General features: G+C 70.0%; 25 protein-coding genes, 1 pseudogene and 1 riboswitch. Of the genes and pseudogenes, 10 read left to right on the top strand and 16 right to left on the bottom strand.

Annotated elements, in window-relative coordinates:
• Nucleotides 1-113 precede the first annotated feature (113 nt).
• Nucleotides 114-752, top strand: coding sequence for a hypothetical protein (locus ACIBAF_RS46335; protein ID WP_399472360.1), 639 nt, complete (start codon nt 114-116; stop codon nt 750-752).
• 59 nt (nt 753-811) lie between these two features.
• The gene (locus ACIBAF_RS46330; protein WP_399472346.1) at nt 812-1,483 is read left to right on the top strand and encodes a Uma2 family endonuclease; all 672 of its coding nucleotides are present in this window, start codon (nt 812-814) and stop codon (nt 1,481-1,483) included.
• A gap of 84 nt (nt 1,484-1,567) precedes the next feature.
• Here ACIBAF_RS46330 and groL read toward each other — a convergent pair whose 3' ends face one another.
• The 4 genes from groL to thrC all read right to left on the bottom strand — a co-directional run bounded on the left by groL (nt 1,568) and on the right by thrC (nt 5,855).
• Nucleotides 1,568-3,190: a chaperonin GroEL gene (gene groL / locus ACIBAF_RS46325; RefSeq protein ID WP_399472344.1), complete on the bottom strand. Its 1,623-nt coding sequence runs from the start codon at nt 3,188-3,190 to the stop codon at nt 1,568-1,570.
• A gap of 380 nt (nt 3,191-3,570) precedes the next feature.
• The gene (locus tag ACIBAF_RS46320) at nt 3,571-3,777 is read right to left on the bottom strand and encodes a cold-shock protein (RefSeq protein ID WP_007493268.1); all 207 of its coding nucleotides are present in this window, start codon (nt 3,775-3,777) and stop codon (nt 3,571-3,573) included.
• Nucleotides 3,778-4,229: 452 nt separating this feature from the next.
• Nucleotides 4,230-4,505, bottom strand: coding sequence for a MoaD/ThiS family protein (locus ACIBAF_RS46315; RefSeq protein WP_399472342.1), 276 nt, complete (start codon nt 4,503-4,505; stop codon nt 4,230-4,232).
• Nucleotides 4,506-4,559: 54 nt separating this feature from the next.
• The gene (gene thrC / locus ACIBAF_RS46310; RefSeq protein ID WP_399472340.1) at nt 4,560-5,855 is read right to left on the bottom strand and encodes a threonine synthase; all 1,296 of its coding nucleotides are present in this window, start codon (nt 5,853-5,855) and stop codon (nt 4,560-4,562) included.
• An 18-nt stretch (nt 5,856-5,873) separates the two neighbouring features.
• Nucleotides 5,874-6,059, bottom strand: a riboswitch (SAM riboswitch).
• 130 nt (nt 6,060-6,189) lie between these two features.
• Between thrC and ACIBAF_RS46305 the strand changes: the two genes are divergently transcribed.
• Both ACIBAF_RS46305 and ACIBAF_RS46300 read left to right on the top strand, forming a co-directional pair.
• Nucleotides 6,190-7,134 (top strand): glucosyl-3-phosphoglycerate synthase, encoded by a 945-nt coding sequence (locus ACIBAF_RS46305; RefSeq protein WP_399472338.1) that lies wholly within the window; start codon nt 6,190-6,192, stop codon nt 7,132-7,134.
• Between the two features lie 83 nt (nt 7,135-7,217).
• Nucleotides 7,218-8,630: a trehalose-6-phosphate synthase gene (locus ACIBAF_RS46300; RefSeq protein WP_399472336.1), complete on the top strand. Its 1,413-nt coding sequence runs from the start codon at nt 7,218-7,220 to the stop codon at nt 8,628-8,630.
• Between the two features lie 34 nt (nt 8,631-8,664).
• On the opposite strand, the gene otsB is transcribed toward ACIBAF_RS46300, so the two are convergent.
• The 3 genes from otsB to ACIBAF_RS46285 all read right to left on the bottom strand — a co-directional run bounded on the left by otsB (nt 8,665) and on the right by ACIBAF_RS46285 (nt 11,195).
• The gene (otsB, locus tag ACIBAF_RS46295; RefSeq protein WP_399472334.1) at nt 8,665-9,519 is read right to left on the bottom strand and encodes a trehalose-phosphatase; all 855 of its coding nucleotides are present in this window, start codon (nt 9,517-9,519) and stop codon (nt 8,665-8,667) included.
• Nucleotides 9,520-9,682: 163 nt separating this feature from the next.
• Nucleotides 9,683-9,937, bottom strand: coding sequence for a DUF3263 domain-containing protein (locus ACIBAF_RS46290; RefSeq protein ID WP_399472332.1), 255 nt, complete (start codon nt 9,935-9,937; stop codon nt 9,683-9,685).
• A gap of 34 nt (nt 9,938-9,971) precedes the next feature.
• Nucleotides 9,972-11,195 (bottom strand): ABC transporter substrate-binding protein, encoded by a 1,224-nt coding sequence (locus ACIBAF_RS46285; RefSeq protein WP_399472358.1) that lies wholly within the window; start codon nt 11,193-11,195, stop codon nt 9,972-9,974.
• Nucleotides 11,196-11,415: 220 nt separating this feature from the next.
• Here ACIBAF_RS46285 and ACIBAF_RS46280 point away from each other — a divergent pair, with 220 nt between their 5' ends.
• The 3 genes from ACIBAF_RS46280 to ACIBAF_RS46270 all read left to right on the top strand — a co-directional run bounded on the left by ACIBAF_RS46280 (nt 11,416) and on the right by ACIBAF_RS46270 (nt 14,614).
• A complete protein-coding gene (locus tag ACIBAF_RS46280; protein WP_399472330.1) occupies nt 11,416-12,360 on the top strand; it encodes an ROK family protein in 945 nt (314 codons plus the stop codon).
• Nucleotides 12,361-12,395: 35 nt separating this feature from the next.
• Complete coding sequence (nagA, locus tag ACIBAF_RS46275; RefSeq protein WP_399472356.1) at nt 12,396-13,583, top strand: N-acetylglucosamine-6-phosphate deacetylase; 1,188 nt, start codon at nt 12,396-12,398, stop codon at nt 13,581-13,583.
• 101 nt (nt 13,584-13,684) lie between these two features.
• Nucleotides 13,685-14,614, top strand: a complete 930-nt coding sequence (locus ACIBAF_RS46270; protein ID WP_399472328.1) for a 1-phosphofructokinase family hexose kinase — start codon at nt 13,685-13,687, stop codon at nt 14,612-14,614.
• A gap of 9 nt (nt 14,615-14,623) precedes the next feature.
• Here the strand turns inward: ACIBAF_RS46270 and ACIBAF_RS46265 are convergent, their stop codons facing one another.
• Both ACIBAF_RS46265 and cdgB read right to left on the bottom strand, forming a co-directional pair.
• Complete coding sequence (locus ACIBAF_RS46265) at nt 14,624-15,601, bottom strand: CBM35 domain-containing protein (RefSeq protein ID WP_399472326.1); 978 nt, start codon at nt 15,599-15,601, stop codon at nt 14,624-14,626.
• 154 nt (nt 15,602-15,755) lie between these two features.
• Nucleotides 15,756-17,420 carry a diguanylate cyclase CdgB gene (gene cdgB / locus ACIBAF_RS46260; RefSeq protein ID WP_399472324.1) on the bottom strand — a complete coding sequence of 555 codons (1,665 nt, stop codon included), beginning with the start codon at nt 17,418-17,420 and terminating at the stop codon, nt 15,756-15,758.
• Between the two features lie 338 nt (nt 17,421-17,758).
• Here cdgB and ACIBAF_RS46255 point away from each other — a divergent pair, with 338 nt between their 5' ends.
• Entirely contained in the window at nt 17,759-18,346 is a 588-nt protein-coding gene (locus ACIBAF_RS46255; protein WP_399472322.1) for a flavin reductase family protein, read from the top strand.
• On the opposite strand, the gene ACIBAF_RS46250 is transcribed toward ACIBAF_RS46255, so the two are convergent.
• Nucleotides 18,343-19,206: a sigma-70 family RNA polymerase sigma factor gene (locus ACIBAF_RS46250; RefSeq protein WP_399472320.1), complete on the bottom strand. Its 864-nt coding sequence runs from the start codon at nt 19,204-19,206 to the stop codon at nt 18,343-18,345. The genes ACIBAF_RS46255 and ACIBAF_RS46250 overlap by 4 nt on opposite strands.
• A 108-nt stretch (nt 19,207-19,314) precedes the next feature.
• Nucleotides 19,315-19,752: an alternative ribosome rescue aminoacyl-tRNA hydrolase ArfB gene (gene arfB / locus ACIBAF_RS46245; RefSeq protein ID WP_399472354.1), complete on the bottom strand. Its 438-nt coding sequence runs from the start codon at nt 19,750-19,752 to the stop codon at nt 19,315-19,317.
• 186 nt (nt 19,753-19,938) lie between these two features.
• Here arfB and ACIBAF_RS46240 point away from each other — a divergent pair, with 186 nt between their 5' ends.
• Complete coding sequence (locus ACIBAF_RS46240) at nt 19,939-20,514, top strand: TerD family protein (protein ID WP_256910999.1); 576 nt, start codon at nt 19,939-19,941, stop codon at nt 20,512-20,514.
• 241 nt (nt 20,515-20,755) lie between these two features.
• On the top strand, nt 20,756-22,405 hold the full coding sequence (locus ACIBAF_RS46235) for a N,N-dimethylformamidase beta subunit family domain-containing protein (RefSeq protein WP_399472318.1): 1,650 nt from the start codon (nt 20,756-20,758) through the stop codon (nt 22,403-22,405).
• A gap of 159 nt (nt 22,406-22,564) precedes the next feature.
• Here the strand turns inward: ACIBAF_RS46235 and ACIBAF_RS46230 are convergent, their stop codons facing one another.
• The 5 genes and pseudogenes from ACIBAF_RS46230 to ACIBAF_RS46210 all read right to left on the bottom strand — a co-directional run bounded on the left by ACIBAF_RS46230 (nt 22,565) and on the right by ACIBAF_RS46210 (nt 25,365).
• Nucleotides 22,565-22,819, bottom strand: a complete 255-nt coding sequence (locus tag ACIBAF_RS46230) for a Fic family protein (RefSeq protein WP_399472352.1) — start codon at nt 22,817-22,819, stop codon at nt 22,565-22,567.
• A gap of 100 nt (nt 22,820-22,919) precedes the next feature.
• Entirely contained in the window at nt 22,920-24,143 is a 1,224-nt protein-coding gene (locus ACIBAF_RS46225) for an RNA-guided endonuclease InsQ/TnpB family protein (RefSeq protein WP_399472350.1), read from the bottom strand.
• 213 nt (nt 24,144-24,356) lie between these two features.
• A pseudogene (locus ACIBAF_RS46220) lies at nt 24,357-24,560 on the bottom strand (helix-turn-helix domain-containing protein); the annotation flags it as partial.
• A gap of 12 nt (nt 24,561-24,572) precedes the next feature.
• Nucleotides 24,573-25,091, bottom strand: coding sequence for a DUF6879 family protein (locus tag ACIBAF_RS46215; RefSeq protein ID WP_399472316.1), 519 nt, complete (start codon nt 25,089-25,091; stop codon nt 24,573-24,575).
• Nucleotides 25,072-25,365: a hypothetical protein gene (locus ACIBAF_RS46210; RefSeq protein ID WP_399472348.1), complete on the bottom strand. Its 294-nt coding sequence runs from the start codon at nt 25,363-25,365 to the stop codon at nt 25,072-25,074. Before ACIBAF_RS46210 ends, ACIBAF_RS46215 begins: the two co-directional genes overlap by 20 nt.
• Nucleotides 25,366-25,424 lie beyond the last annotated feature (59 nt).

The raw sequence follows: 25,424 nt of genomic DNA, 5'->3' as shown, positions 1-25,424 counted from the left end.
TCACCCGTGCGAGTGACCACACCCCGCCGGCCACAAGCCACCCGCCCCAAACCCCTCGACCCGACGCCACCACCCGACCCTGGCCGCCCCCGGCACCCGGACGGCGACGCCGGATCGCTCTGGCGGCGATCCGGCTACCCCTGCCCGCTCCGCGGGACCGGGCATTCACCCCGACCCTGAAGGACCGGGCACCCCGCCCGAAAGCCAGGTGGTTCACCCGTACCGCGCGCGACGACGGCTGGTGGGCGACGTTCACACGAGGCGGCGTACCGGAAGACGCGCCGGACCCCGAACGAGGGCGGCCCACCCGTTCCCGCGCCCACATCCTCCTGGCCGCCCTCGGCCGCACGACCCCCGCCCTGTCCCTCTCCGCCGCCGACTGCGCGCAGCTCGCCCCGCTGGTGGAGGAGTGGTTCGCGCGAGGAGCCACGGAGGAGACGCTCCGCACCGCCCTCATTGCGGGCCTGCCCACTCCCGTCCACAGCCCGGCGGCCCTGCTGCACCGCCGCCTGACGGACAAAATCCCGCCGCCGCCACCGGCCCCGTCTCCGCCCCAACGGCTCCTGGAGTGCGCGGAGTGCAGGATGCCTGGGCGTCCCGAAGCGCTGTCCGGGGGCGTGTGCCGCGGCTGCCGAGGCGAACGCGCGCCCGCGCATCCCCACGCGCCCCTCCCAGCCGCCGACGTTCACGCCCGCGCGGCCGGGATCCGTGCGGCAATGGCCGTACCGACACGAGAAAGGACACCCGTATGACCGCTCCTACCGTCCGACATCACCACACCAAGGCACGATGGAGGGGAGGAGGCGACGCCATGACCCCCAGCACCGCCGAACGCCCGCAGATGCCCTTCGAGGACTTCGAGGACCTTGTTGCAGCGGCACCCGAGCACGTACGGCTCGAATACGTCGACGGGCGGGTTCACACCAAGGACCCGCTCAGCGTTGAGGACTTCGAAGAGCTGGAGCGCAGGGCGCCGGAGACGGTCCATCTGGAGTACATCAACGGAAAACTAGAGGTCAAAGCGATGCCGGACGGCAACTACCGTTCGATCTACTCGTGGCTGGTGCGTCAGTTCCTGCTCCATCGCCCCGATCTCGATCTCGCACCCGAATCAGGGGTCAAGGCCGAGGCCTACCGCAAGGGACGTGCCCGCACCGACGCCGTACTCGCCCCCGTCGATCACTTCGTCGGGCACGGCGAGTGGTCCGACACCGACGGCATGCTGATGGCCTTGGAGATCACTTCCCACGACTGGGACACCAACCGACGCGACCGCATCGACAAGCCCGTCGGCCATGCGGAAGCCGACATTCCCGTCTACCTCCTTGTTGATCGGGACAACTGCACGGTCGTCGTGTACAGCGACCCCAAGGACGGCCGCTACCAGCAGATCGACTCCTCCCCCTGGGGCGCCACCGTCGAGCTTCCACCGCCCGTGAGTGTCACCCTCGACACCGAGCCCCTCAAGAAGTACGCCCGCTGAAACGCCCGAGGGCGGTACCCCCCAGCCGTAGCTGGGAGTACCGCCCTCGGTTCGAAGGACAGTCGATCAACCGGAACCGGTCGATCAGAAGTCCATGTCACCGCCCGGCATGCCGCCGCCGGCGGGCGCGGCGGCCTTCTCCGGCTTGTCGGCGATGACGGCCTCGGTGGTGAGGAACAGCGCGGCGATGGAGGCGGCGTTCTGCAGGGCAGAGCGGGTCACCTTCGCCGGGTCGATGATGCCCTCGGCGATCATGTCGACGTACTCGCCGGTCGCGGCGTTCAGGCCGTGACCGACCTGGAGGTTGCGGACCTTCTCCACGACGACGCCACCCTCGAGACCACCGTTGACGGCGATCTGCTTGAGCGGGGCCTCCAGCGCGAGCTTCACGGCGTTGGCGCCGGTCGCCTCGTCACCCTCGAGGTCGAGCTTCTCGAAGACGCTGGACGCCTGGATGAGCGCCACGCCGCCACCGGCGACGATGCCCTCCTCGACGGCGGCCTTCGCGTTGCGGACGGCGTCCTCGATGCGGTGCTTGCGCTCCTTGAGCTCCACCTCGGTGGCGGCGCCGGCCTTGATGACCGCGACACCGCCGGCGAGCTTCGCCAGGCGCTCCTGCAGCTTCTCGCGGTCGTAGTCCGAGTCGCTGTTCTCGATCTCGGCGCGGATCTGGTTGACCCGGCCCGCGACCTGGTCCGACGAGCCGGAGCCGTCGACGATGGTCGTCTCGTCCTTCGTGATGACGACCTTGCGAGCCTTGCCCAGGAGGTCCAGGGAGGTGTTCTCGAGCTTGAGACCGACCTCCTCGGAGATGACCTCGCCACCGGTGAGGATGGCGATGTCGTTCAGCATCGCCTTGCGGCGGTCGCCGAAGCCCGGGGCCTTGACCGCGACGGACTTGAAGGTGCCGCGGATCTTGTTGACGACCAGGGTCGACAGGGCCTCGCCCTCGACGTCCTCGGCGATGATCAGCAGCGGCTTGCCCGACTGCATGACCTTCTCCAGGAGCGGGAGCAGGTCCTTGACGTTCGCGATCTTGGAGTTCGCGATCAGGATGTACGGGTCGTCGAGGACGGCCTCCATACGCTCCATGTCGGTGGCGAAGTACGCCGAGATGTAGCCCTTGTCGAAGCGCATGCCCTCGGTGAGCTCCAGCTCCAGACCGAAGGTCTGGGACTCCTCGACGGTGATGACGCCTTCCTTGCCGACCTTGTCCATCGCCTCGGCGATGAGCTCGCCGATCTGGGTGTCGGCGGCGGAGATGGAGGCCGTGGAAGCGATCTGCTCCTTGGTCTCGACATCCTTCGCCTGCTCCAGCAGGGCGCCGGAGACGGCCTCGACGGCCTTCTCGATGCCGCGCTTGAGGGCCATCGGGTTGGCGCCGGCGGCTACGTTGCGCAGGCCTTCCTTGACCAGGGCCTGGGCGAGAACGGTCGCCGTGGTCGTACCGTCACCGGCGACGTCGTCCGTCTTCTTGGCGACTTCCTTGACCAGCTCGGCGCCGATCTTCTCGTACGGGTCCTCGAGCTCGATCTCCTTGGCGATGGAGACACCATCGTTGGTGATCGTGGGGGCGCCCCACTTCTTCTCGAGGACGACGTTGCGGCCCTTGGGGCCGAGCGTCACCTTCACGGCGTCCGCGAGCTGGTTCATGCCGCGCTCGAGGCCGCGCCGTGCCTCCTCGTCGAACGCGATGATCTTGGCCATGTGAAGTGGTCCTCCCGGACTGGGGTGGATTGCTCCGGACCGCGCTGGCGCCCGCGACGGACGGCTCGCCGGCCTCGTGGTTCCTTGCCCCACCTGGCCTGCGGGCCTCACCGACCCGGTCCTCGTTGTCACTCTCACCTTCAGAGTGCTAACGCCAATGATTAGCACTCGGCATGCGAGAGTGCAAGGTGCGCCCGCGAAGCGGGCTCGTTGAGGGGTGGTGGTCGGGTGACGGGTGGGCGCAAGCTCCTTGGGGGGATCCGCAGGTGAACAACGGTCCCGGACGCGACCGCCGGACACGACCGAAGGGCTCGTACCCCCAGGAGGTACGAGCCCTTCGATGACGTACAGAAGAACGACGCTGTCAGTCGGCGCGTGCTTCAGCCGGTCGCGAGACGGACCATGTCCGCCTGCGGCCCCTTCTGGCCCTGCGAGATCTCGAAATCGACCCGCTGACCCTCTTCCAGGGTGCGGTAGCCGTCCATCTGAATCGCGCTGTAGTGGACGAAAACATCCGCACCACCGTCGACCGCGATGAAGCCGTACCCCTTCTCCGCGTTGAACCACTTGACGGTGCCCTGAGCCATGCCTAACTCCCCTATTACTGGCCCTTGCACAGATCCACACTTCGCGGATCCGGGTCAGACCTCACCCCCCAGTTGGTTGGGGGCGTGCGCCGGAACGCGTCGACCGCGGCTGAATGTATCTGTCCAACTGCCGTCTGCAACAGGTCACTCGGACGAGAATTCTGGACGCACGGGATCCGGAATGTGGCGAGAATTCGCCAGAATTCAGGGCAAGTCGGGCCCTGCAAAAGCCACAAAAGCCACGAATGAGACGCGCACTTTGGCTGCTTCTCATCGGGCACTGGGCAGAAATGAAAGGCTCCGGTTCCATTGATCGGGACCCGGTTCCCCAACTGTACCGCGCTCAACCACACTGAATTGCCCCCTCCGCTTCTATCGCGGAGAGGGCAATTCGGTGAACGCTCGGTAATCGCTGTTACCGACGGTTACTACCGGCGGGTACTGACCGGCGGTCAGCCACCGGCGACGGCCGGGATGATCGAGACGCCGGCGCCGTCGGGGGTCGCCGTCTCCAGCCCCTGCTCGAAGCGGACGTCGTCGTCGTTCACGTACACGTTGACGAAGCGCCGCAGCTTGCCCTGGTCGTCCAGAACCCGGGCGGCGATCCCGTTGTGGTTCTTCTCCAGGTCCGCGATGACCTCGCCGAGGGTCCCTCCTTCGGCGGTCACCTCGGCCTGCCCGCCCGTGTAGGTACGCAGGATGGTGGGGATGCGGACGTTGACGCTCACGATGTGACCTCCGGTCGGGTAATCGGCTTGAGGGGCGCGCAGACGACGATGGCGCTACACGAGACCAGCTTCGCGGAACGACTCCAGGTTGGGCCGGATGGTCGCGGTGAGCCCCGTCCCCGCCACCGCGTCCAGCGTCTTCAGACCATCACCCGTGTTCAGCACGACCGTGGTCAGCGTCGGATCCAGCAGCCCGTTCTCGATCAGCTTCCGCGTCACCCCGACGGTCACCCCGCCGGCGGTCTCCGCGAAGATCCCCTCGGTCCGCGCGAGCAGCCGGATCGCGTCGACGATCTGCTCGTCGTCGACGTCCTCCACCGCCCCGCCCGTCCGCCGGGCGATGTCGAGGACGTACGGGCCGTCCGCCGGGTTGCCGATCGCCAGCGACTTGGCGATGGTGTTCGGCTTCTGCGGCCGGACGACGTCGTGCCCCGCCTTGTACGCGACGGACACCGGGCTGCACCCCTCCGCCTGCGCACCGAAGATCTTGTACGGCTTGTCCTCGACGAGCCCGAGCTTGATCAGCTCCTGCAGACCCTTGTCGATCTTCGTGAGCTGCGAGCCGGAGGCGATCGGCACGACCAGCTGGTCCGGCAGCCGCCAGCCGAGCTGCTCGCAGATCTCGTACGCCAGCGTCTTCGAACCCTCGGCGTAGTACGGCCGCAGGTTGACGTTGACGAAGCCCCAGCCCTCGCCCGCCGGGTCGCCGATGAGCTCGGAGCAGAAGCGGTTGACGTCGTCGTAGTTGCCCTCGATGCCGACGAGCTCGCCGCCGTAGACCGCGGCCATGACGACCTTGCCCTGCTCCAGGTCGTGCGGGATGAACACGCAGGAGCGGAAGCCGGCGCGGGCGGCGGCCGCGCCGACGGCGCCGGCCAGGTTGCCCGTGGAGGAGCAGGACAGGGTCGTGAAGTCGAAGGCACGGGCGGCCTCGATGGCCTGCGCGACGACGCGGTCCTTGAAGGAGTGCGTCGGGTTGCCGGAGTCGTCCTTGACGAAGAGCTTGCCGGCGTCGACGCCCAGTTCGCGGGCGAGGTTGTCGGCCTTGACGAGCTTGGTCCAGCCCGGGTTGATGTTCGGCTTGTCCGCCACGTCGGCCGGGACGGGCAGCAGCGGCGCATAGCGCCAGATGTTCGCGGGGCCCGCTTCGATGCGCTTGCGGAGCTCCTCCGTGTCGTAGGAGGAGAAGTCGTACGCGATCTCGAGCGGGCCGAAACACTCTTCGCAGGCGAAGAGCGGGCCGAGGGGCACCCGGTGACCGCACTCGCGGCAGCTCAACGCGGTGGCCGGACCGAGGTCGACAGCGGAGGCAGTGGAGTCCGTGGTGCTTGCAACAGTCTGCGCAGCCATGTGAGGCGAGGCCCTTTCTCCTCATCTTCCTCACGACGCATCTCGTCGTGAGACGGATTTGGCACCTTCCCAAGCCGGGAGCCTCGCGCGACGATCAGCAGTGATCCATCAACGATGATCAATCAGCAGTGATCGGTTACGAGACCGGCTGGAGGGTTGCCGGGGCTTCATCGGGCCGTATCCCTCTGCCCCTCTGGATGAGCGGTATTCGGTTGTGGACGCCCAGGACCCCCGACATGCGATGGTCACCAGCGTTGTTCAAGACTGTAACCGAAGGCCAGGACAGTTGAGATAGTCGTCCGAACCGCGAGACAACCGTGAGGAGCCGCAGACTGTGCTGGAAGAAGTCGAGCGCTGGCTGGCCACTCGCTCCTGGTCCGTGGCCGATCGCCCGCTGCACCGGATCCTGGCCGCGAAGCGGGCCACGAACCAGTCGGTGTCGGTGGTCCTGCCCGCGCTGAACGAGGAGGAGACGGTCGGCGACATCGTCGCCGTCATCCGCCACGATCTCATGCACCAGGTTCCGCTCGTCGACGAGATCGTCGTCGTCGACTCGGGGTCGACCGACCGTACGGCGGAGGTCGCGGCGGCGGCGGGCGCGCGGGTCGTGCACCGCGACGCGATCCTGCCCCGCATCCCCGCCGTGCCCGGCAAGGGCGAGGTGCTGTGGCGCTCGCTGCTGGTCACCACCGGGGACATCGTCTGTTTCATCGACGCGGACCTCAGGGAGTTCTCCTCGGACTTCGTCTCGGGGATCGTCGGCCCGCTGCTCACCGACCCGGACGTGGACCTGGTCAAGGGCATGTACGACCGTCCGCTCGCCGGCGCGGCGGGCCAGGGCGGCCGGGTGACCGAGCTGATGGCCCGCCCGCTGCTGAACATGCACTGGCCGCAGCTGGCCGGGTTCGTGCAGCCGCTCGGCGGCGAGTACGCGGCCCGCCGCAGCCTGCTGGAGCAGCTGCCCTTCCCCGTCGGGTACGGCGTGGAGCTGGGCATGCTGGTCGACGCCCTGCACCTGGTCGGGCTCGACGCCCTCGCGCAGGTGGACGTCGGTGTGCGAAAGCACCGCCACCAGGACGGGCAGGCCCTGGGCCGGATGGCGGCGGCGATCTACCGCACCGCGCAGCTGCGGCTGGCCCGCGGGCACATGATCCGCCCGGCCCTCACCCAGTTCGAGCGGAGCGGGGACGGCTTCGAGCCGCGCACGTACTCCGTGGACACCGAGGAACGGCCGCCGATGGCGGAGATCGTCGAGTACGCGACCCGCAAGGTCGCGTAACCCTCCGGACGGGCCGTATACGTCCCTCGCACGGTGCGCGACCGTACGTTTGAGCGTTTGTCGACCGGGCTAGGTTGTGGCGTATGGCTTCCACGCACGACATGGCTGCTCGGGGTGCTGAGGTGCTGGTCGCGTCCAACCGCGGTCCGGTCTCCTACGAGGTACGCGAGGACGGCTCGCTGCACGCGAAACGCGGGGGCGGCGGGCTGGTCTCCGGCCTGTCGGCCATCGGCCCCGACGCGGGCGCCCTCTGGGTGTGCGCGGCGCTGTCCGACGGCGACCGGGAGGCGGTCTCGCGCGGGGTCGGCGAGGAGGGCGTGCGGATGCTGCCCATCCCGGCCGACGTGCACGCCGACGCGTACAACGGCATCGCCAACTCGGTGCTCTGGTTCATCCACCACCTCCTCTACCAGACCCCGCTGGAGCCGGTCTTCGACGCGGAGTTCCGCCGCCAGTGGGCGTCGTACGAGGCCTACAACCGGGCGTTCGCCCAGGCGCTGGCCGAGGAGGCGGCGGACGGGGCGGCCGTCCTCGTCCAGGACTACCACCTGTGCCTGGTCCCCGGGATGCTGCGCGAGCTGCGCCCCGACCTGCGCATCGGTCACTTCTCGCACACCCCGTGGGCGCCGGTCGACTACTTCGGCCTGCTGCCCGGGGACATCCGCGAGCAGTTGTTGCAGGGCATGCTCGGCGCGGACCGCCTGGGCTTCCTCACCCGGCGCTGGGCGAACGCCTTCACCGCGTGCTGCACGGAGTTCGCCGGGGAACTGGGGAAGACGCAGATCGGCGTGCACGGTCTCGGCGCGGACGCCGACTTCCTGCGGGAGCGCTCGCACCGGGCGGACGTGGACGAACGCATGGCGGCCCTGCGCGAGGAGATCGGCGAGGGACGCAGGACGATCGTGCGGGTCGACCGCACCGAGCTGTCCAAGAACATCGTGCGCGGGCTCCTCGCCTACCGGCAGCTGCTCGACGACCACCCCGAGTGGCGCGAGCGGGTCGTCCACGTGGCCTTCGCCTACCCCTCCCGCCAGGACCTCGCCGTCTACCGCGACTACATGGCGGAGGTGCGGCGTCTGACGGAGGAGATCAACTCCGGCTACGGCACCGCCGGCTGGACGCCGGTCCTGCTGAACCTCGAGGACGACTTCGCCCGCTCCCTCGCCGCCTACCGCCTGGCCGACGTGGCGCTGGTGAACCCCATCCGGGACGGCATGAACCTGGTCGCCAAGGAGGTCCCGGTCGTCTCCGACCAGGGCTGCGCGCTGGTCCTGTCCCGGGAGGCGGGCGCGTACTGGGAGCTGGGCGAGGACGCGATCGTCGTCAACCCGTACGACGTCCTGGAAACCGCCCAGGCCCTGCACGAGGGCCTGACCATGAAGCCGGAGGAGCGCGCCGAGCGCACGAAACGCCTGTCGGCAGCAGCGACGGCGCTCCCCCCGGCCAAGTGGTTCCTCGACCAGCTGACCGCCCTGCGAGAGCTCCAGCCGACCTGAGCCGGCCGGCCTCTCCCCCGTGTCCGGGTGGACGTCAGGTGAGCCGAGCCGCCAGGTTCCGCAGTAGGTCCACGACGCCGGCCGGGCCGTCGACGACGAGGTCTGCGCGGTCCGTCAGTTCGGTCACCTCCGGGTTGCCGCTGCAGACCAGTAGGCCGGGGGCGCCTTCGGAGCGGAGTTTCTCGACGGCGGCGAAGGCGGGGAGGTCGCCGAGGTCGTCGCCGGCGTAGAGGACCGACTGCGCGCCGATCTCGCGGACGTGCTCCAGCAGGGCCACGCCCTTGTCCATGCCGGGCGGGCGCAGTTCCAGGACCATGCGGCCGGGCTCGACGATCAGGCCGTGCCGGGTGGCGAGGTCGGTGAGGGGGGTGCGCAGGGCGTCGAAGGCGGCCTGGGGGTCGTCGGCGCGGCGGGTGTGGACGGCGACGGCCCGGCCGCCCTTCTCCTCGATCCAGACGCCCGGCCGGTTCCCGGCCGCTTCCAGGACCTGCGGGAGTTCGGCGCGGACGGCGGCCACTCCGGGGTGCGGGGCGGGGGCGGTCAGGGCGCCGGTGCGGGCGTCCCAGCGCTCGGCGCCGTAGTGGCCGAGGACGGAGAGGTGCTCCAGACCTTCGACGCCGGCGAAGCCGCCGTGGTGCACGGCGACCTCGGCGGGCCGGCCCGTGATCACGGCGACGGCGGCGACCTTCGGCGCGAGGGCCGCGAGCGCGGGGACGGCGTCGGGGTGCGCTCGGGCGTCCTCGGGGTTCTCGACGATCGGGGCGAGGGTGCCGTCGAAGTCGAGGGCGACGAGGGTGCGGGAGGGACGGGCGAGGATCGCGGCGAGCGCCTCGCGACCGGCGGGGGTGGTGGGTGCGGGTTCCGTGGAGTGCGTCTCGTGGGTGCCCATACGGCGACGATAGCCGTGGGCGGCCGCGCCGAGCAGGTCGGGTGGAGCGCGTTGTGGACGTTGCGGTTCGGCTGCGCACCCAAGGGGCGAGGGGAACCGCGCGACCGGCCACGGCGGTGCCGCAGACGATCGACGGCAGGGCGTGGCACCTCCGGCGGAGCGATCAGCGCTCCCCGCGCCTTGTCTCCCTCACCCTTCTCAGCCTGTTCACCGTCACCGGGTCGTGGGCCAGGGCCCGCGGGTCGTCGAGGAGGGCGTTGAGGAGCTGGTAGTAGCGGACCGGGGACAGGTCGAGTTCCTCGCGTATCGCCCGTTCCTTCGCGCCGGGGCCGGGGAACCCGCGCCGCTCCAGGGCCAGGATGCTCCGTTCCCTGGCCCCCAGTTCTTCCTCTCGGCGTTGTTCCTCTCGCTGCTCCATTCCGGCACGGTAGCGCCCGCCACCGACACCGGGCTCATTCGCCGGTGGCCGCGTCCAGCGTCGTCGCCGTCGTCTGGAGTTCGCCCAGGACCTCGGCCGGGCTGCCGTTCGCGGTCACGGCCTGGCCGATCCGCTTCTTGATCTCCGCGCTGACCTTCGCCCAGGAGGTCCGTCCGACGGGGTAGCTCTCCGACAGCGGGAGCTCCTCCAGGAACGGCTGGAGGTCGGCGTCCTCCTTGGCCGTCCCCATCACCTGGGACGCGGAGTTGGTGACCGGCAGCAGGTCGTACTCGTGGGAGAAGGCGAGGACGTTCTTCTCGCTGTAGACGAAGTCGAGGAAGTCGCCGATCTGCTCGGCGTGCCCGTTCTGCTTGAAGGCGGTCATCCAGTCGGCGACGCCCATGGAGGACTTGCTCGGGCCGGCGACCCCGGGCATCGGCACCATGCCGAACTTGACGCCCTTGCTCTCGGCCGTCTTCATCAGCGACGGGTGCCCGTTGAGCATGCCCACGTCGCCGGCGGCGAACGCGGCGAACGCGGCGGCCCGGTTCAGCTTGCCCGGCGCGACCGGCCCGGTCAGGCCCTTGCCGACGAGCTTGTTCTTCAGCCAGTTGAACGTGTCGACGTTCTCGGCGGAGTCGAGGCTGTAGCTGCTGACGGTCTGCGTGTAGCCGCCCCCGCCGCTGAGCAGCCACTGCAGGGTCTCGGCCTGCGCCTCCTCGGGGCCCAGCGGGAGTGCGTACGGGTACTTCACGCCCTCGTCCTTGAGCGCCTTCGCGTCCTTGGCGAGCTCGGCCCAGGTGGTCGGCGGGGTGAGGCCGGCCTTGGCGAAGAGGGTCTTGTTGTAGAACAGCAGCCGCGTGGAGGAGGCGAACGGCATGCCGTACTGGACCCCGCGCACCTGGCCCGCGTCGGCGAGCTGGGGCACGAAGTCGGCCTCGACGGGGATGGAGAGCACGTCGCCGGCCCGGTAGAGGAGGTCGGCGGCGGCGTAGTCGGCGTACGCGCCGATCTGCGCCATGTCGGGGGCCTTGTGCGCGTCGACCATCGCCTTGACCTTGGCGTCGACGTCGTTCCAGGAGTACACGCTCACGTCGACGGTGACGCCGGGGTGATCCTTCTCGTACGCCTTGACGAGCTGGTCCCAGTACTTCTTGGAGCTGTTGGCGGTGCTGTCGCCGTAGTCGGCGGCGACGAGTCTCAGGGTGACGTCGTCGGAGCCTCCGGTCAGTCCGCAGCCGGCGAGGACCGCCGCCATGCCGAGGGCGGACGCCGCCGCGATCGTCCCTGACTTCCCTACCCGCCGCTGCACCGAATCTCCATCTCCTCAACTAATTGTTCATACCATTGGATCCGCTATCCGGAGTAAGGTCTACACCACGCAAGTGGACTAGACCTCTCGCGGGTCCTCGGCACAGTACCCTCCAGAGCCGTAAGTGGACTAGACCTCTTGCGGGTCCTCGGTCCACACTGTCCGGGTGAGACATGTCATCGCCCTGGACGTGGGCGGCACCGGGATGAAAGCCGCACTGGTCGGCGCGGACGGCACGCTGCTGTACCGGGCGCGCCGGGCCACCGGCCGTGAGCGCGGCCCCGACGCGATCGTCGCCGGCATCCTCGACTTCGCCACCGCCTTGCGCGGACACGGCGTCGAGCAGTTCGGCGAGCCGGCCGCCGCGGCCGGCGTCGCCGTGCCCGGCATCGTCGACGAGGCCAACGGCATCGCCTCCTACGCGGCCAACCTGGGCTGGCGGGACGTCCCCCTGCGGGAGCTGCTCGCCACCGCGCTCGGCGTTCCGGTCGCCCTCGGCCACGACGTCCGCACCGGCGGCCTCGCCGAGGGCCGGATCGGCGCGGGCCGGGGCGCGGACCGGTTCCTGTTCGTGGCCCTGGGCACCGGCATCGCGGGCGCGATCGGCTTCGACGGCCGGGTGGAGGCGGGCGCGCACGGCTTCGCGGGCGAGATCGGCCACATCGTCGTACGGCCCGGCGGGACCGCCTGTCCGTGCGGGCAGCGCGGTTGTCTGGAGCGGTTCGCGTCGGCGGCGGCGGTGAGCGAGGCGTGGGCGGCGGCCTGCGAGGACCCGGACGCGGACGCCGCCGACTGCGCCAAGGCCGTCGCGTCCGGCGACCCGAACGCCGTCCGGGTCTGGCAGCGGGCCGTGGACGCCCTCGCCGACGGCCTGGTCACCGCACTCACCCTGCTGGACCCGCGCACGCTCGTCATCGGTGGCGGCCTCGCGGAGGCGGGGGAAACCTTGTTCACACCGCTACGCGAAGCAGTCCGCCAACGGGTGACCTTCCAGAAACTCCCGGAGATCGTCCCGGCCGCCCTGGGCGACAGCGCCGGATGCCTGGGCGCGGGCCTCCTGGCCTGGGATCTCCTCACAACAACAACAGACGGCATGGAGGTAACACCCTGATGGCCACCCCCCTAGGGGCGCGGGACAGCGCCGATATGCGGCTCCGCCGCGGAGCGCGACCAGCCACAACGCACCCGCAGGTACTGACCGGCGCGAGGGTGGTACTCCCCACAGGCACAGTCCCCAACGGCCGCATCGCCATCGACGGCACCAAAATCACCGCCGAAGCCCCGCACGGGACCCCGCAGGGGAACGCGACGGTGATCGACGTGACCGGCCACTGGTTGGTGCCCGGCTTCGTCGACCTGCACAACCACGGCGGCGGCGGCGCCTCGTTCCACGGCAAGGCCGAGGACGTCCAGAAGGCCATCCACACCCATCGTCTGCACGGCACGACCACCCTCGTCGCCTCGACCGTCACCGACGATATGGACTTCCTGGTCCGTCAGGCCGGCCTGCTGAGCGAGCTGGCCGAGCAGGGCGACCTGGCCGGCGTCCACTTCGAGGGCCCCTTCATCTCGCCGTGCCGCAAGGGCGCGCACTCCGAGGCGCTGCTGCGCGACCCGGACCCGGCCCAGGTGCGCAAGCTGATCGACGCGGCGCGCGGCCAGGCGAGGATGGTCACCCTCGCCACGGAACTGCCCGGCGGCCTGGACTCCGTACGCCTCCTCCGCGAGCACGGCGTGATCGCCGCCGTGGGCCACACGGACGCGACGTACGAGCAGACGGTTCAGGCCATCGAGGCCGGAGCCACCGTCGCCACCCACCTCTTCAACGCGATGCCGCCCCTCGGCCACCGCGCCCCCGGCCCGATCGCCGCGCTCCTTCAGGACGAGCGGGTGACGGTCGAGCTCATCAACGACGGCACCCATCTGCACCCCGCCGCCCTGGAGCTGGCGTTCCGTCACGCGGGCCCCGGGCGCGTGGCGTTCATCACCGACGCGATGGACGCGGCCGGCATCGGCGACGGCCGCTATCTGCTCGGCCCGCTGGAGGTCGAGGTCAGCGAGGGCGTGGCCCGGCTGGTGGAGGGCGGCTCGATCGCCGGCTCCACCCTCACCCAGGACCGCGCCTTCCAGCGGGCGGTGACGATCGACCGGCTCCCGGTCGAGGACGTGGTCGCGGCCCTGTCCGCCAACCCGGCCCGGCTGCTGGGCATGGACGACCGCATCGGCTCCCTGGAACCCGGCAAGGACGCCGACCTGGTGCTGCTGGACGAGAACTTCCAGCTCAAGGGCGTGATGCGCAAGGGGGATTGGGTGGTGGATCCCCAACTGGCCTGAAACGTCCGCTCGCAGGGGGACGGTGGCCGACCCGAGGTCTGGGCCGGTCGCCGTCCTTTTGGCATGATCGGGCCACCCAGAGCACGAGGGAGGTCGGCCAGGTGATCCTCACCGTCACCCTGAACACCGCTCTCGACGTCACCTACCGCGTCCCGGCCCTGAGGCCGCACACCTCGCACCGGGTGACCGATGTGCGGGAGCGGCCCGGCGGCAAGGGGCTGAACGTCGCCCGGGTGCTCGCCGCCCTCGGTCACGAGGTGACGGTCACCGGGTTCGTGGGCGGGGCCACCGGCCGCGTCGTCCAGGAACAACTCACCGGTACGGCCGGAGTGGTGGACGCTCTGCTGCCGATCACCGGAACCACCCGCCGCACGGTCGCCGTCGTCGACGCCCGCACCGGCGACACCACCCAGCTCAACGAACCGGGCCCGGTCATCGCCCCGGCCGAGTGGTCCGCCTTCCAGGAGGCCTACGAGGGGCTGCTTGCCGGCGCCGACGCGGTGGCCCTGTGCGGCAGCCTGCCACCGGGCGTGCCGGTGGGCGCGTACGCGGGCCTGGTGCGCACGGCCCGGGCCGCAGGCGTCCCCGTCCTGCTGGACACGAGCGGCGAGGCGCTGCGGCGCGGGGTCGCCGCCCGCCCGGACATCATCAAGCCGAACGCCGACGAGCTGGCCGAACTCACCGGTTCACACGAGCCGTTGCGCGCGACGCAGGACGCGCGCAGGCGCGGAGCACGCTCAGTCGTAGCTTCCCTCGGCGCCGAGGGGCTGATCGCGGCAACCCCGGAGGGCCGCTGGCGCGCCACCCCACCGGCCCGCGTATCCGGCAACCCGACGGGCGCCGGCGACTCAGCGTCCGCGGGCCTGCTGTCGGGCCTGGTCGAGCAGCTGCCCTGGCCGGCCCGCCTGACCCGCGCGGTCGCCCTGTCCGCGGCGACGGTCCTGTCCCCGACGGCGGGCGAGTTCGAGCGGCCGGCCTACGAGCAACTGCTGAACCGGATCACAGTGACCGGCGAGGCCACCGCGGCCTGAACCGAGGGCTCAGCTCTTGACCTGCCCCTTCTTCAGCCAGAGCTGGTCGAGCAGGACGTTGCACTTGTCGCCGTCCTGGCAGGAGATCGTCAGGGTGTTGGTGCCCTTGGTGAGGGTGGGGTACGTGTAGCTCGTCGTCCAGCCCTTGACGAAGTCGCCGGCGGGGGCGTGGGAGTAGTTCTTCAGCGGGAACTTGGAGCCGAAGGTCTTGCCGTTGACGGTGAGCGTCATCTCCTGGTCCGCGCCGGGCGTGCTGTAGTGCGCGAAGAGGGTGTAGTCGCCGTCCGACGGGACGCCGTTGACCGTCCAGGTCACGGAGTTGCCGACCTGGTTGAGGTTGCCGACGTAGGTGCCGCCGGCCGCCTGCGCGCCCTTGACGTCGGAGGCCAGCGCGGCACTGCCGCCCAGGTTCAGCGCCTTCGCGTCGACCGGGGGCAGCTCGTCCTCGCTGTCGGCGCCGGAGGCCGACGCGCTGGGCGACGGGCTCTGCGGGGCGGAGGCGGAGGACGACGCCTGGTCGCTCGCCTTGTTGTCGTCCTTGGCGTCGGAGTCGCCGTTGGCCATGACCACCACGATGCCGATCACGACCGCGGCGACCACCGCGACCGCGCCGATCAGCAGGCCCTTGGTGTTGGGGCCACGGCCGCGGCCGCCGCCGCCCTGCGCGGGCTGCCGGCCGGTGGAGGGGCCGCCGCCGCCGAAGTTCTCGGGCGCCGCGTAGTGCGCGTTCGGCTGGCCGTAGCCGCTCTGCTGCTGGGGGACCGTCGGCGGCTGGCCGTACTGGCCGTACTGCGCGGTCTGCTGCTGGGGCTGCTGCGGCTGTCCGTACTGGCGCTCGCCGACCGCACGCACTCTGTTGACCGAGTTGGGGTAGCCGTAACCACCGCCGGAGGGCGGCTGGGCGCCGTTGGCCTGGCCGTCGGCGTAGAGGTAGCCGAACGGGTCGTCGTCCTCGGGCGTACTCGCGCCGTTGTTGCCGGGCGTCATCGGCGTCGTACTCCTCAACAGGTGCGGGGCTGATGCGGGGTGTTCAGAAGAGCGAGCCTACCCTCCCCCATCTTCGGATTCACTCAGACGGGGGGACCCCCATCTGCTGCCCCAAACGGGTGACTCGGATCGCATCAGGCCGCTGACCTGGGGATCATCCGGCCCGTCTGTGCTGTTTGGGACGAGATCGTTTCTCGACGTACATGCGTTCGTCTGCGGACTTCAGCACTTCGTCCGCGGTCATCCCGCAATGCGCCCAGCCGATGCCGAAGCTGGCGCCCACCCGCACGGCCCGGCCCTCGGCGCGGATCGGCTGGATGATCTCGTTGCGCAGGCGTACGGCGAGGTCGGCGGCGTCGGCGCGGCCGAGGCCGTCGGCGAGGATCACGAACTCGTCGCCGCCGAGCCGGGCCACCGTGTCGCCGTCCCGGACGGCGCGCGAGAGGCGCCGGGCGACCTCGATGAGCACCGCGTCACCCGCGTTGTGCCCGAACCGGTCGTTGATCGACTTGAAGCCGTCGAGGTCGCAGAAGAGGACCGCGAGCCCCTTGGCGCCGTCGTCGTGGCCGTCCTCGGGGGCGGCGGTGTGCACATGGTGGTCGTAGCCGTCGAAGGACTCGGCGCCGACGGGCCGGTAGTCGAAGCCGTGGCCGTTGGCGTCGAAGGCGGCGTGGCCGTAGGCGGTGTCCATGGCGTCGACGGCGGCGGGGTGGGTCGACTGGGGGCGCTGGCAGAGCCGGGCGGACAGGCGCGAGCGCAGTTCGGCGGAGTTCGGCAGGCCGGTGAGGGAGTCGTGCGAGGCGCGGTGGGCGAGCTGCAGCTCGCGGCGCTTGCGCTCCTCTATGTCCTCGACGTGGGTGAGGAGGAAGCGGGGCCCGTCGGCGGCGTCGGCGACGACGGAGTTGCGGAGGCTGACCCAGACGTAGGTGCCGTCGCGGCGGCCCAGGCGCAGTTCGGCGCGGCCGCCCTCGGCGGAGGTGCGGAGCAGGGTGCCTATGTCCTCGGGGTGGACGAGGTCGGAGAAGGAGTAGCGGCGCATCGCGGAGGCGGGGCGGCCCAGCAGGCGGCACAGGGCGTCGTTGGTGCGGAGTATCCGGCCGTGCTGTTCGCCGCCCATCTCGGCTATCGCCATGCCGGAGGGGGCGTACTCGAAGGCCTGGCGGAAGGATTCCTCACTGGCGCGCAGGGCCTGCTGATCGCGTTCGAGCCGGACCAGTGCCCGCTGCATATTCGCACGTAGACGCGCGTTGCTTATCGCGATGGCGGCCTGGAAGGCGTACATCTGGAGCGCCTCGCGCCCCCATGCACCGGGCCGGCGGCCGTTGCGCGGCCGGTCCACGGACAGCACGCCCACCAGCTCGCCGCAGGTGCCGCTGCCGGGGGTGGGGGGCGTGTACATGGGCGCGAAGAGGCGGTCGGAGGGGTGCCACTCGTCCTCGAAGCGGGGCGCGGGCCCGTCGGTGTACCACTGCGGGACGTCGTCGTCGTCGAGGATCCAGCCCTCGGTGTGGGGGATGAAGACCAGGTCGCCCCAGGTCTCGCCCATGCTCAGGCGCCGCTCCCAGGACTCGCGCGAGCCGACCCGGCCCGTGATGAGGGCCTCGGCGGCCGAGTTGCCCGCGAAGGCGGCGACCACGAGATCGCCGTCGGGGCGTACGAGATTGACGCACGCCAGCTCGTACCCGAGTGCCGTGACCACGCCGTCGGCGACGGTCTGCAGTGTGTCGGCCAGGCTGCGGGCCGTGTTCATGTCGGCCATGACCTGGTGCAGCTGTCGCAGGGACGCAAGACGGACGTACGGCTCCGACTCGGTCTCCATGTGTTTCGCCCTCCCCCCGAGACTTCGCAGCGAATCAAGGGTTGTCTTCGGCGTAACGTCGTTTCTGGTGCAGTGTTGTCGGTGTGTGTCTCCTTGTGACGCCTCCGCCACTGAATCACAGCGCGCTGCCCACTCGGTACACAGGGTCAACAATTAGTGCGTCTTGTGACTCAAGTCACAGACGAACGTGAACAATTGAGTGGGGTTTCCGCTTTTTCCTGTGTGTTTCCTGAACACGGACAGCGACGTGGAATCCGGCAATCGGACCACGGTCCTACGACCCTACTCGGGCGGAGGTCCGATGCGTGGCACAACGAACGGACACTAGCGTTCCGGACGTGCCCCCAGAGACGCTCAAGCCCGTACTGAAGACCCTCCCGCAGGCCCCCTCCGGGCATGCTGAGGGGGTGAGCAACGACGCGTTCCGTGCCGCCATGTCCCGGCTCGCCGACGGCGTGGTCCTCGTGACCGCCCGGGAGCCGTCCCTGGATCCGGACGACCCGGGGGCGCCGGCCGGCGAGGACGTCGGCATGACGGCGACGGCCTTCGTCTCGGTCTCCCTGGACCCGCCGCTGGTCCTGGTCAGCCTGCGCAACGGCTCCCGCATGGACGACCTGCTCGACGAACAGCCCGTGTGGGCGGTGTCGGTGCTCTCGGAGAGCCAACGGCACATCGCCGGCCGCTTCGCGATGAAGGGCCGCATCAGCGACCGCCTGCTCTTCGAGGACATCCCCCGCACCCGCGGCGAGGTCAGCGGCGCGCCCCTGGTCGGCGGCGCCCTGGCGACCCTGGAGTGCCGCACCGAGCAGCGGGTCCCGGCCGGCGATCACACCCTGGTGATCGGCCGCGTCCTGACCGCCGAGGCGCCCAGCGCGGACGGCGGCCCCCTGATCTATTTCCGGGGCCGCTACCGGCAGTTGGGCTAGCTTTCGCCGTGTCGGAGGAGGGTCACCTCGAGTCGGGAGAGGTGTTCGGGGTCGGCCGTGACGTCGATCAGGGCGATCCGGCCGCCGCGTACGAAGGTGAAGGCGAGCGCCCGCTCCACGCGGCCGTCGACCAGCACCGCCAGGCCGGTCGCGCCGTCCACCAGGGCGGGCCGGGCCACGTCGGCGAGGCGGGCGAAGCTCGACGCGCCGCGGGCGACGGCCGCCGCGCCCGCGGTCACCCCGGTGCCGGAGCGGGCCACGACGTCCGGGTCGAGGACGGCGAGCAGTCCGTCGAAGTCCCCTTCCCGCGCGGCGGCCAGGAAGGCGTCCACCACCTTGCGCTGCCGGACGCGGTCGACGTCCGGCTCCTCGGCGCCCCGCACCCGGCGCCGGGCCCGGCTGGCGAGCTGCCGGGCGGCTTCCGGGGTCCGGTCGACGATGCCCGCGACCTCGTCGTACGGCACCGCGAACAGGTCGTGGAGCACGAACGCGAGCCGCTCGGCGGGGGTGAGGGTGTCCAGGACGACGAGCAGGGCGACCCCGACGGAGTCGGCGAGCAGCGCGTCCTGAGCGGGGTCGGACCCGGTGGGCGCGTCGGACGTCCAGCTCTCCAGCGGCTCCTCGCCGCGGGAGCGGCGCGAGCGCAGCATGTCCAGGCAGACCCGGCCGACGACGGTCGTCAGCCACCCGGCGAGATTGCCGATCTCCCTGCTCTCGGTCCGGCTGAGCCGCACCCACGCCTCCTGCACGGCGTCGTCGGCCTCGGCGGCGGAGCCGAGCATGCGGTGGGCGACGGCGCGCAGCCGGCCGCGGTGCGCCTCGAAGGAGTCGGCGAGGAAGTCGTCGTCACCAGTGGCCATCGTTCGTCACATCCCTGCTCGCGGTCGGCTGTCATGGGGATGACGGACGGCACGCGGAAAATGTGACACACACAGGCCAGAACCAGTCCCGGTCAGAACCAGTCCCGGTCAGGACCAGTCCCGGCCGGTCCTCCCCCGCTTCGTCTCCGACCGCTGCTTCTTCTCGCGCAGCCGGCGCTCGTTGATCCCGCGCGGGATGCGGGTGGGCCGGCGCGGCTTGGGCGGCGGGGCGGTGGCCTCGGCGAGGAGCGCGGCGAGGCGTACGGCGGCGGTCTCGCGGTTGCGCCACTGCGAGCGGTGCTCGGAGGCGCGGACGGTGACGACGCCGTCGACGAGCCGCCCGGCCAGCCGCTGGAGCGCCCGCGCCTTCCACACCTCGGGCAGCGCCTCGGTGCGCGCGAGGTCGAAGCGGAGCTCCACCTGCGAGTCACTGGTGTTGACGTGCTGCCCGCCCGGCCCCGAAGACCGCGAGAAACGCCACATGAGCTCGGCCTCGGGAAGGGAGACGGAGCCGCGGACGACATAGGGACCAGACATGCCGACCATGTTCCCGCCCGGCCCGGCCCGAGTCACGCGAATATCCCTCGGCATCCCTTGGTAAAGAAAGTAAAGAAACCCGGTGTCGCGGGGAACCTTGAGCACCCTTCGCTGCGTTCATAGGGATAGCTGTAGCTTCGTGCCCGTACGAAGCCCCGTACGAAGCCGTACGCAACGAGGGAAGGACTCCCAACCATGGCTGTAAGCCTGTCCAAGGGTGGCAACGTCTCGCTCACCAAGGAGGCTCCGGGCCTGACCGCCGTCACCGTGGGCCTCGGCTGGGACGTCCGCACCACCACCGGCACGGACTTCGACCTCGACGCCTCGGCGATCGCGGTCAACCCGCAGGGCAAGGTCTACTCCGACGGTCACTTCGTCTTCTTCAACAACAAGCAGACGCCGGACCAGACCATCGTCCACACCGGCGACAACCGCACCGGCGAGGGCGCGGGCGACGACGAGGCGATCAACGTCAACCTGGCCGGTCTCCCGGCCGACATCGACAAGATCGTCTTCCCGGTCTCGATCTACGACGCGGAGAACCGCTCGCAGAACTTCGGCCAGGTCCGCAACGCCTACATCCGTATCGTCAACCAGGCCGGCGGCGCGGAGATCGCCCGCTACGACCTCTCGGAGGACGCCGCGACCGAGACCGCCATGGTCTTCGGCGAGCTCTACCGCAACGGCGCGGAGTGGAAGTTCCGCGCGGTCGGCCAGGGCTACGCCTCGGGCCTCGTCGGTATCGCCCAGGACTTCGGCGTCAACGTCTGAGAACACCCGAGCGTCACAAGACGTTCGAATATCTGAGGCCCCCAGGCAACCTCACCGGACCGCCCGCCCTCTCCCTAGAGGGCGGGCGGTCCGCGTTCGACCAGCGGCTTGACCAGCCGCTTGACCGTCACGACCCCTGACTCGCAGTGCAGCAGAGGGTTTTGACAGTCCACACGACCGTGCGAACAAGTGAACAGCGCGTGTGCGGATCGTGTGCCGGTGCCAGGGGGGCCTGTTCCGCATGTCCGACGCCAGTAAGTCCGACGCCGGTGTGTCCGACGCCAGCAAATCCGGTGTCAGCAAGTCCGGGGTCAGCAGGTCCGTCGTCAGTCGTCGCAGGGCCATCGGCACGTTCGGGGTGGGTGCCGTGACCGCCACCGGGATCGGGGCGGCGTACGCGTACCACGAAGCCCCCGCGGGGCCCCCGCCCCCGCCGCCCGTCCGGAAGGCCACCGCCACGGGCGCGAACCCGGTGGCGAGCGAGAACGCACACGCGGGAACAGCGAGCTGGAACGTTCCTCCGGAGGACCGCCTCAGCGCCAAGGACCGCGTGGGACAGATCCAGGGCTACGCCTCGACGACGTCCGTCGCGCCCGGTGAGCCGATCACCTTCCACGTGTCCGTACGGACACCGCAGCCCTTCCGCATCGCCGTCTACCGCCTCGGCCACTACGACGGCGCCGGCGGCCGCCTGATGACCACCGGCCCGCGGCTCACCGGCTCCCGGCAGCCCACCCCCGTCCCGCACCCCGGCACCGGGGCCATCGTGTGCGACTGGCGCCCGTCCTGGACGCACCGCGTCCCCACCACCTCGGTGTCGGGCGTGTACATGGCCGTCTTCCAGGCCGAGGACGGCCACCGCAGCTGCACGCCGTTCGTCGTCCGCGAGCCGAACCGCGCCGCGGACCTCCTGGTGGTCCTCCCCTTCACCACCTACCAGGCCTACAACCAGTGGCCCCTGGACGGCCGTACCGGCAAGAACCTGTACAAGGGCTACGCCCGCCCCGGCGTCGTCGGGAACAACGCCCACCGCGCGTTCCACGTGTCGTTCGACCGCCCCTACTCCGACCACGGACTTCCCCGCTGGGCCGAGCTGGACCTCGCGTTCACGCGCTGGGTGGAGGCCGGCGGCCACGACGTGACGTACGCGACGAGCGTCGACCTGCACGAGGGCCGGATCGACCCGGAGCGCTACACGGCCATGATCTTCCCCGGCCATGACGAGTACTGGTCGAAGCCGATGCGGGACACCGTGGAGAAAGCGGTGGACGTCGGCACGCACCTCGCCTTCCTCGCGGCCAACAACATCTACTTCCACGTACGGCTCACCGACGCGCCCGACGGCACGCCCGCCCGCACCGTCGCCTGCTACAAGCAGACCAAGGACCCCGCGCCCGACGCCAACGGCCCCACCGAGCGCTGGCGCGACCTGGAGGACGAGCACGGCAAGAAGCGCGGGCGCGCGGAACAGGGTGTGCTGGGCGTCCAGTACAACGGCATCCTGTCCGAACCCGCGCCGCTGGTCGTCCGCGAGCCGGGCCACTGGTTCTGGGCGGGCACCGGGCTCAAGGACGGCGAGGAGATACCCGGCCTCGTGGGCGGCGAGGCCGACGGCTACGACGACCGGATGCCCTCCCCCGAGGGCGCCGACCGCACCCTCCTCTCGGAGTCCCCCTACGGCGACTCCTTCGGCAAGGGCGGCGGCCGCGGACGGCGCATCCAGAACACCAGCCTCTGCGAACACGAGGACGGCACCCTCGTCTTCACCGCCGGCACCTTCCACTGGCCCCTCGCCCTGCACGACCCGACCCACCACGACCCCCGCGTCGAACGCGCGACACGCAACCTCATCGAACGGATGCTGGAAGCGCGCCTGCAGACCGAGGTCTGACCGGGTGGACCGGGTGGACCGGTTGGACCAGGTGGACCGGTTGGACCAGGTGAACCGGGTGGACCAGGTGAACCAGGTGAACCGGGTGGACCGGTTGGACCGGGTGGACCGGTTGGACCGGGTGGACCGGGTGGACCGGTTGGGGAAGTCACGGTCGGTCTACGTACGGCGGCGGTTGAGCAAGCCGATGAGCGTGGCCAGGTCGGCGGCGCCCGCCGGGTCGTCCGCGTAGCGGATGGTCTGCAGGGGCCAGACCTCGGGCAGGACGACGTCCTCGCGGGCCAGGACGTGGACCAGGGTGAGCAGGGCCGCACGGGCATTGCCGTCCGTGAAGGGATGGAAGAACGCCACGTCGAGGTAGACACGGGCCGCGCGGCCCGCGAGCGGGACTCCCGGATCGGCCGCCTCGTGCAGGCAGGCGGCGAAGTCCGCTTGGGTACGCGGAGTCAGGCCTTGACATGCTCCTCGCCTTGAAAGGCGAGGATTCTGGCCTTCTCTACCGGTTGCCGTGCCGCTACGCGGCGCGGTTTCCGGTGGGGAATCCGTGGCTTCCTGTTTCTTCGTGCTGTGCCAGAACGGGTTCTGGTCTTACCGGCGCTCCGCAGGCTGTTACCGCCAGTCCGGCGGCCTGTTTGACGTTGATCGCGGCGTTGTGGTCCCGGTCGTGGAGGGTGCCGCAGGCGGCACAGGTCCATTCCCGGATGTTGAGGGGTTTGGGTCCGTCCTTGACACCGCAGGTGGAGCAGGTCTGGGAGGTCGGCTCGAACCGGCCGATCTTGACCAGGGTGCGGCCGTACCGGGCCGCTTTGTACTCCAGCATGCTGATGAACGAGGACCATCCCGCGTCGTGCACGGACTTGGCCAGCTTCGTGCGGGCCAGTCCCACCACGGACAGGTCCTCCACGGCGATCCCTTGGTTCTCGGAGATCAGCTTCGTGGAGAGCTGGTGGTGGAACTCTCGGCGTGCGTCGGCGACCTTGGCGTGGGCGCGGGCGACCTTCACGCGGGCCTTGGCGCGGTTCTTGCTTCCTTTCTGCTTGCGGGAAAGCTCCTGCTGGGCTTTCTTCAGCTTCTTCTCCGCGCGCCGCAGGAAGCGCGGAGAGTCGATCTTCGTGCCGTCGGACAGGACGGCGAAGTGGGTCAGGCCGAGATCGATGCCGATGGTGCGGTCGGTTTCGGGCATCCGTGTCGCGTCGGCGGCGGGGTCGGTGTCGATGACGAAGGAGGCGAAGAACCTGCCGGCCGCATCCTTGACGACGGTGACGGAGGTGGGGGTGGTGGGCAGCATGCGGGACCACTTCACCTTCACCGCGCCGATCTTCGGCAGGTTCAGCCGGCCGCCGTCGGTGATGCTCCAGCGGGCGTTGGCGGTGAACCGGATCGACTGCCTCGCGTCCCTGCGGGACTTGAAGCGTGGGGCACCCAGCTTGGGTCCCTTGCGGGTGCCCTTGAGGGAGGCGAAGAAGTTGCGGTACGCGGTCTCGGCGTCCCGCAGGGACTGCTGGAGCGCCACCGCGGAGACCTCGCCGAGCCAGGACCGTTCCGCTGTCCGCTTCGCCTCGGTGACCAGCTTCCGGGACAGCTGACCGGCCGTCGGGAACGGCTGCCCGGCCTTTCGAGCGTCCTCGCGGGCGCGCACGGCGTCGTTGAACACGACGCGGGCGCATCCGAACGCCTTCGCCAGCGCGGTGCGCTGACCGGCATCCGGGTACACGCGAAACGAGTACCGGAGCTGCATGGCGATCACACTAGACACGCCGAACAAGCGCCGCCACCGGGAACGTATGAGCGACTCGTCACCGGTGGTGAAGCGAAGTCCGGCTCCGCCGGAACGACACCGCGACGCTCCGCGTCGCAGGCATGCGATTCGCTTCACCACCGGGGTGAACCCCGGTGCACTGCGAATGAATCCCGGTAGCAAGGCGATCAGATCGGCTGCCTGTTCCTCCCGCCCGCACGCGCGACACCAGGCCTGGACGTCATCAGCCGAGGGGGGCGTACGGGCATTCATGATCCGTGATGACTTGGACGGATGCCAGCCACAACGGGCCGCGATCTCCCGCCCGGTCAGCCCTGCATCCCAGCACAACTCGGCGAGGCGATCCGCCAGAACCTGCCGGGACTGCTGGGCACTTGAGGACGGTGAGAGAGACATGACTGTGTCGAGTCAGCGGGGCCTGTACGCCTCGTGCGGGATCGCGCGTTGCCACACCGCTTCGAAGGCGTCGGTGCACAGCCTCACCTGTGCCGGATCATCCGTGTACTCCCGGCCGTCCTGATCCAACTGACCGTCCCCGGTGAAGTGGTGGAACAGCGCTTGCACTCCGTCGAACACCCAGAAGTCCGTACCCGGCAGCGCGAGATCCGTGGTCTGCCGTCTCGGCAGCCATCGGACGTGTTCGCCCGCCACGACGTTCGTGAACGTGCCGTCGTACTCGTACCGCACATACTCACTGATCGGTTCAGAGATTATGCGGGCACGACGGACCACGACACCACGAGACGCGGCATCGCGCACCGCATCGTGCCAGCCGCCCCACCATGAGGACCGGTCTGCGGGGTCGAGCCGCCTGCCCTGCTGCCACGCGATGAACTCCGGGTCGTCGAGCATGTAGCTGTCGCGCAACTCGAGGTGCACTGCCGAATGTTGAGCCCTCGCCAGGGCGCTACGTGCTGGAGGTTGCACTTTCCGTCTCTCCGTTGCCGTTGTCCGGGCGGGGGATGTACTTCAGCATGACCGCCGGGAGCCTGACGATCGTCTCGTGGTCGGGGACATCCGTGGAGTGGCCGGGGATCGAACCGACATCCTGGCACTCTTTCACTTCTTCTTCGGTTGCCTTGTACGACTGGATCAGGAGATCACCCGTCTCTTCGTGAAGCCAGATCGTCGGAGACTCGTCGGTGGGCGTGTTGGGGATGATGCCTAGCCTCGCGCTTTCATGAGGTGGGCTGTCCGGCAGGCGGTCAGGAAAGCAGAAAGTGCCTCTGACCAGCGAGAATGAGGATTGTCTAGGTCCTT

Source organism: Streptomyces sp. NPDC051677 (assembly GCF_044453465.1).
Lineage (GTDB): Bacteria > Actinomycetota > Actinomycetes > Streptomycetales > Streptomycetaceae > Streptomyces.
This window is presented reverse-complemented; position numbering and strand designations above follow the sequence as displayed.

Coding starts and splice junctions, on each gene's coding strand:
- nagA (WP_399472356.1), top strand. CDS start 12,396: ATGCGGCTCCGCCGCGGAGCGCGACCAGCCACAACGCACCCGCAGGTA.
- ACIBAF_RS46265 (WP_399472326.1), bottom strand. CDS start 15,601: ATGACGCCCGGCAACAACGGCGCGAGTACGCCCGAGGACGACGACCCG.
- ACIBAF_RS46330 (WP_399472346.1), top strand. CDS start 812: ATGACCCCCAGCACCGCCGAACGCCCGCAGATGCCCTTCGAGGACTTC.
- ACIBAF_RS46225 (WP_399472350.1), bottom strand. CDS start 24,143: ATGCAGCTCCGGTACTCGTTTCGCGTGTACCCGGATGCCGGTCAGCGC.
- ACIBAF_RS46320 (WP_007493268.1), bottom strand. CDS start 3,777: ATGGCTCAGGGCACCGTCAAGTGGTTCAACGCGGAGAAGGGGTACGGC.
- ACIBAF_RS46235 (WP_399472318.1), top strand. CDS start 20,756: ATGTCCGACGCCAGTAAGTCCGACGCCGGTGTGTCCGACGCCAGCAAA.
- ACIBAF_RS46290 (WP_399472332.1), bottom strand. CDS start 9,937: ATGGAGCAGCGAGAGGAACAACGCCGAGAGGAAGAACTGGGGGCCAGG.
- arfB (WP_399472354.1), bottom strand. CDS start 19,752: ATGGTCGGCATGTCTGGTCCCTATGTCGTCCGCGGCTCCGTCTCCCTT.
- groL (WP_399472344.1), bottom strand. CDS start 3,190: ATGGCCAAGATCATCGCGTTCGACGAGGAGGCACGGCGCGGCCTCGAG.
- ACIBAF_RS46250 (WP_399472320.1), bottom strand. CDS start 19,206: ATGGCCACTGGTGACGACGACTTCCTCGCCGACTCCTTCGAGGCGCAC.
- ACIBAF_RS46285 (WP_399472358.1), bottom strand. CDS start 11,195: ATGGCGGCGGTCCTCGCCGGCTGCGGACTGACCGGAGGCTCCGACGAC.
- ACIBAF_RS46300 (WP_399472336.1), top strand. CDS start 7,218: ATGGCTTCCACGCACGACATGGCTGCTCGGGGTGCTGAGGTGCTGGTC.
- cdgB (WP_399472324.1), bottom strand. CDS start 17,420: ATGGAGACCGAGTCGGAGCCGTACGTCCGTCTTGCGTCCCTGCGACAG.
- ACIBAF_RS46240 (WP_256910999.1), top strand. CDS start 19,939: ATGGCTGTAAGCCTGTCCAAGGGTGGCAACGTCTCGCTCACCAAGGAG.
- thrC (WP_399472340.1), bottom strand. CDS start 5,855: ATGGCTGCGCAGACTGTTGCAAGCACCACGGACTCCACTGCCTCCGCT.
- otsB (WP_399472334.1), bottom strand. CDS start 9,519: ATGGGCACCCACGAGACGCACTCCACGGAACCCGCACCCACCACCCCC.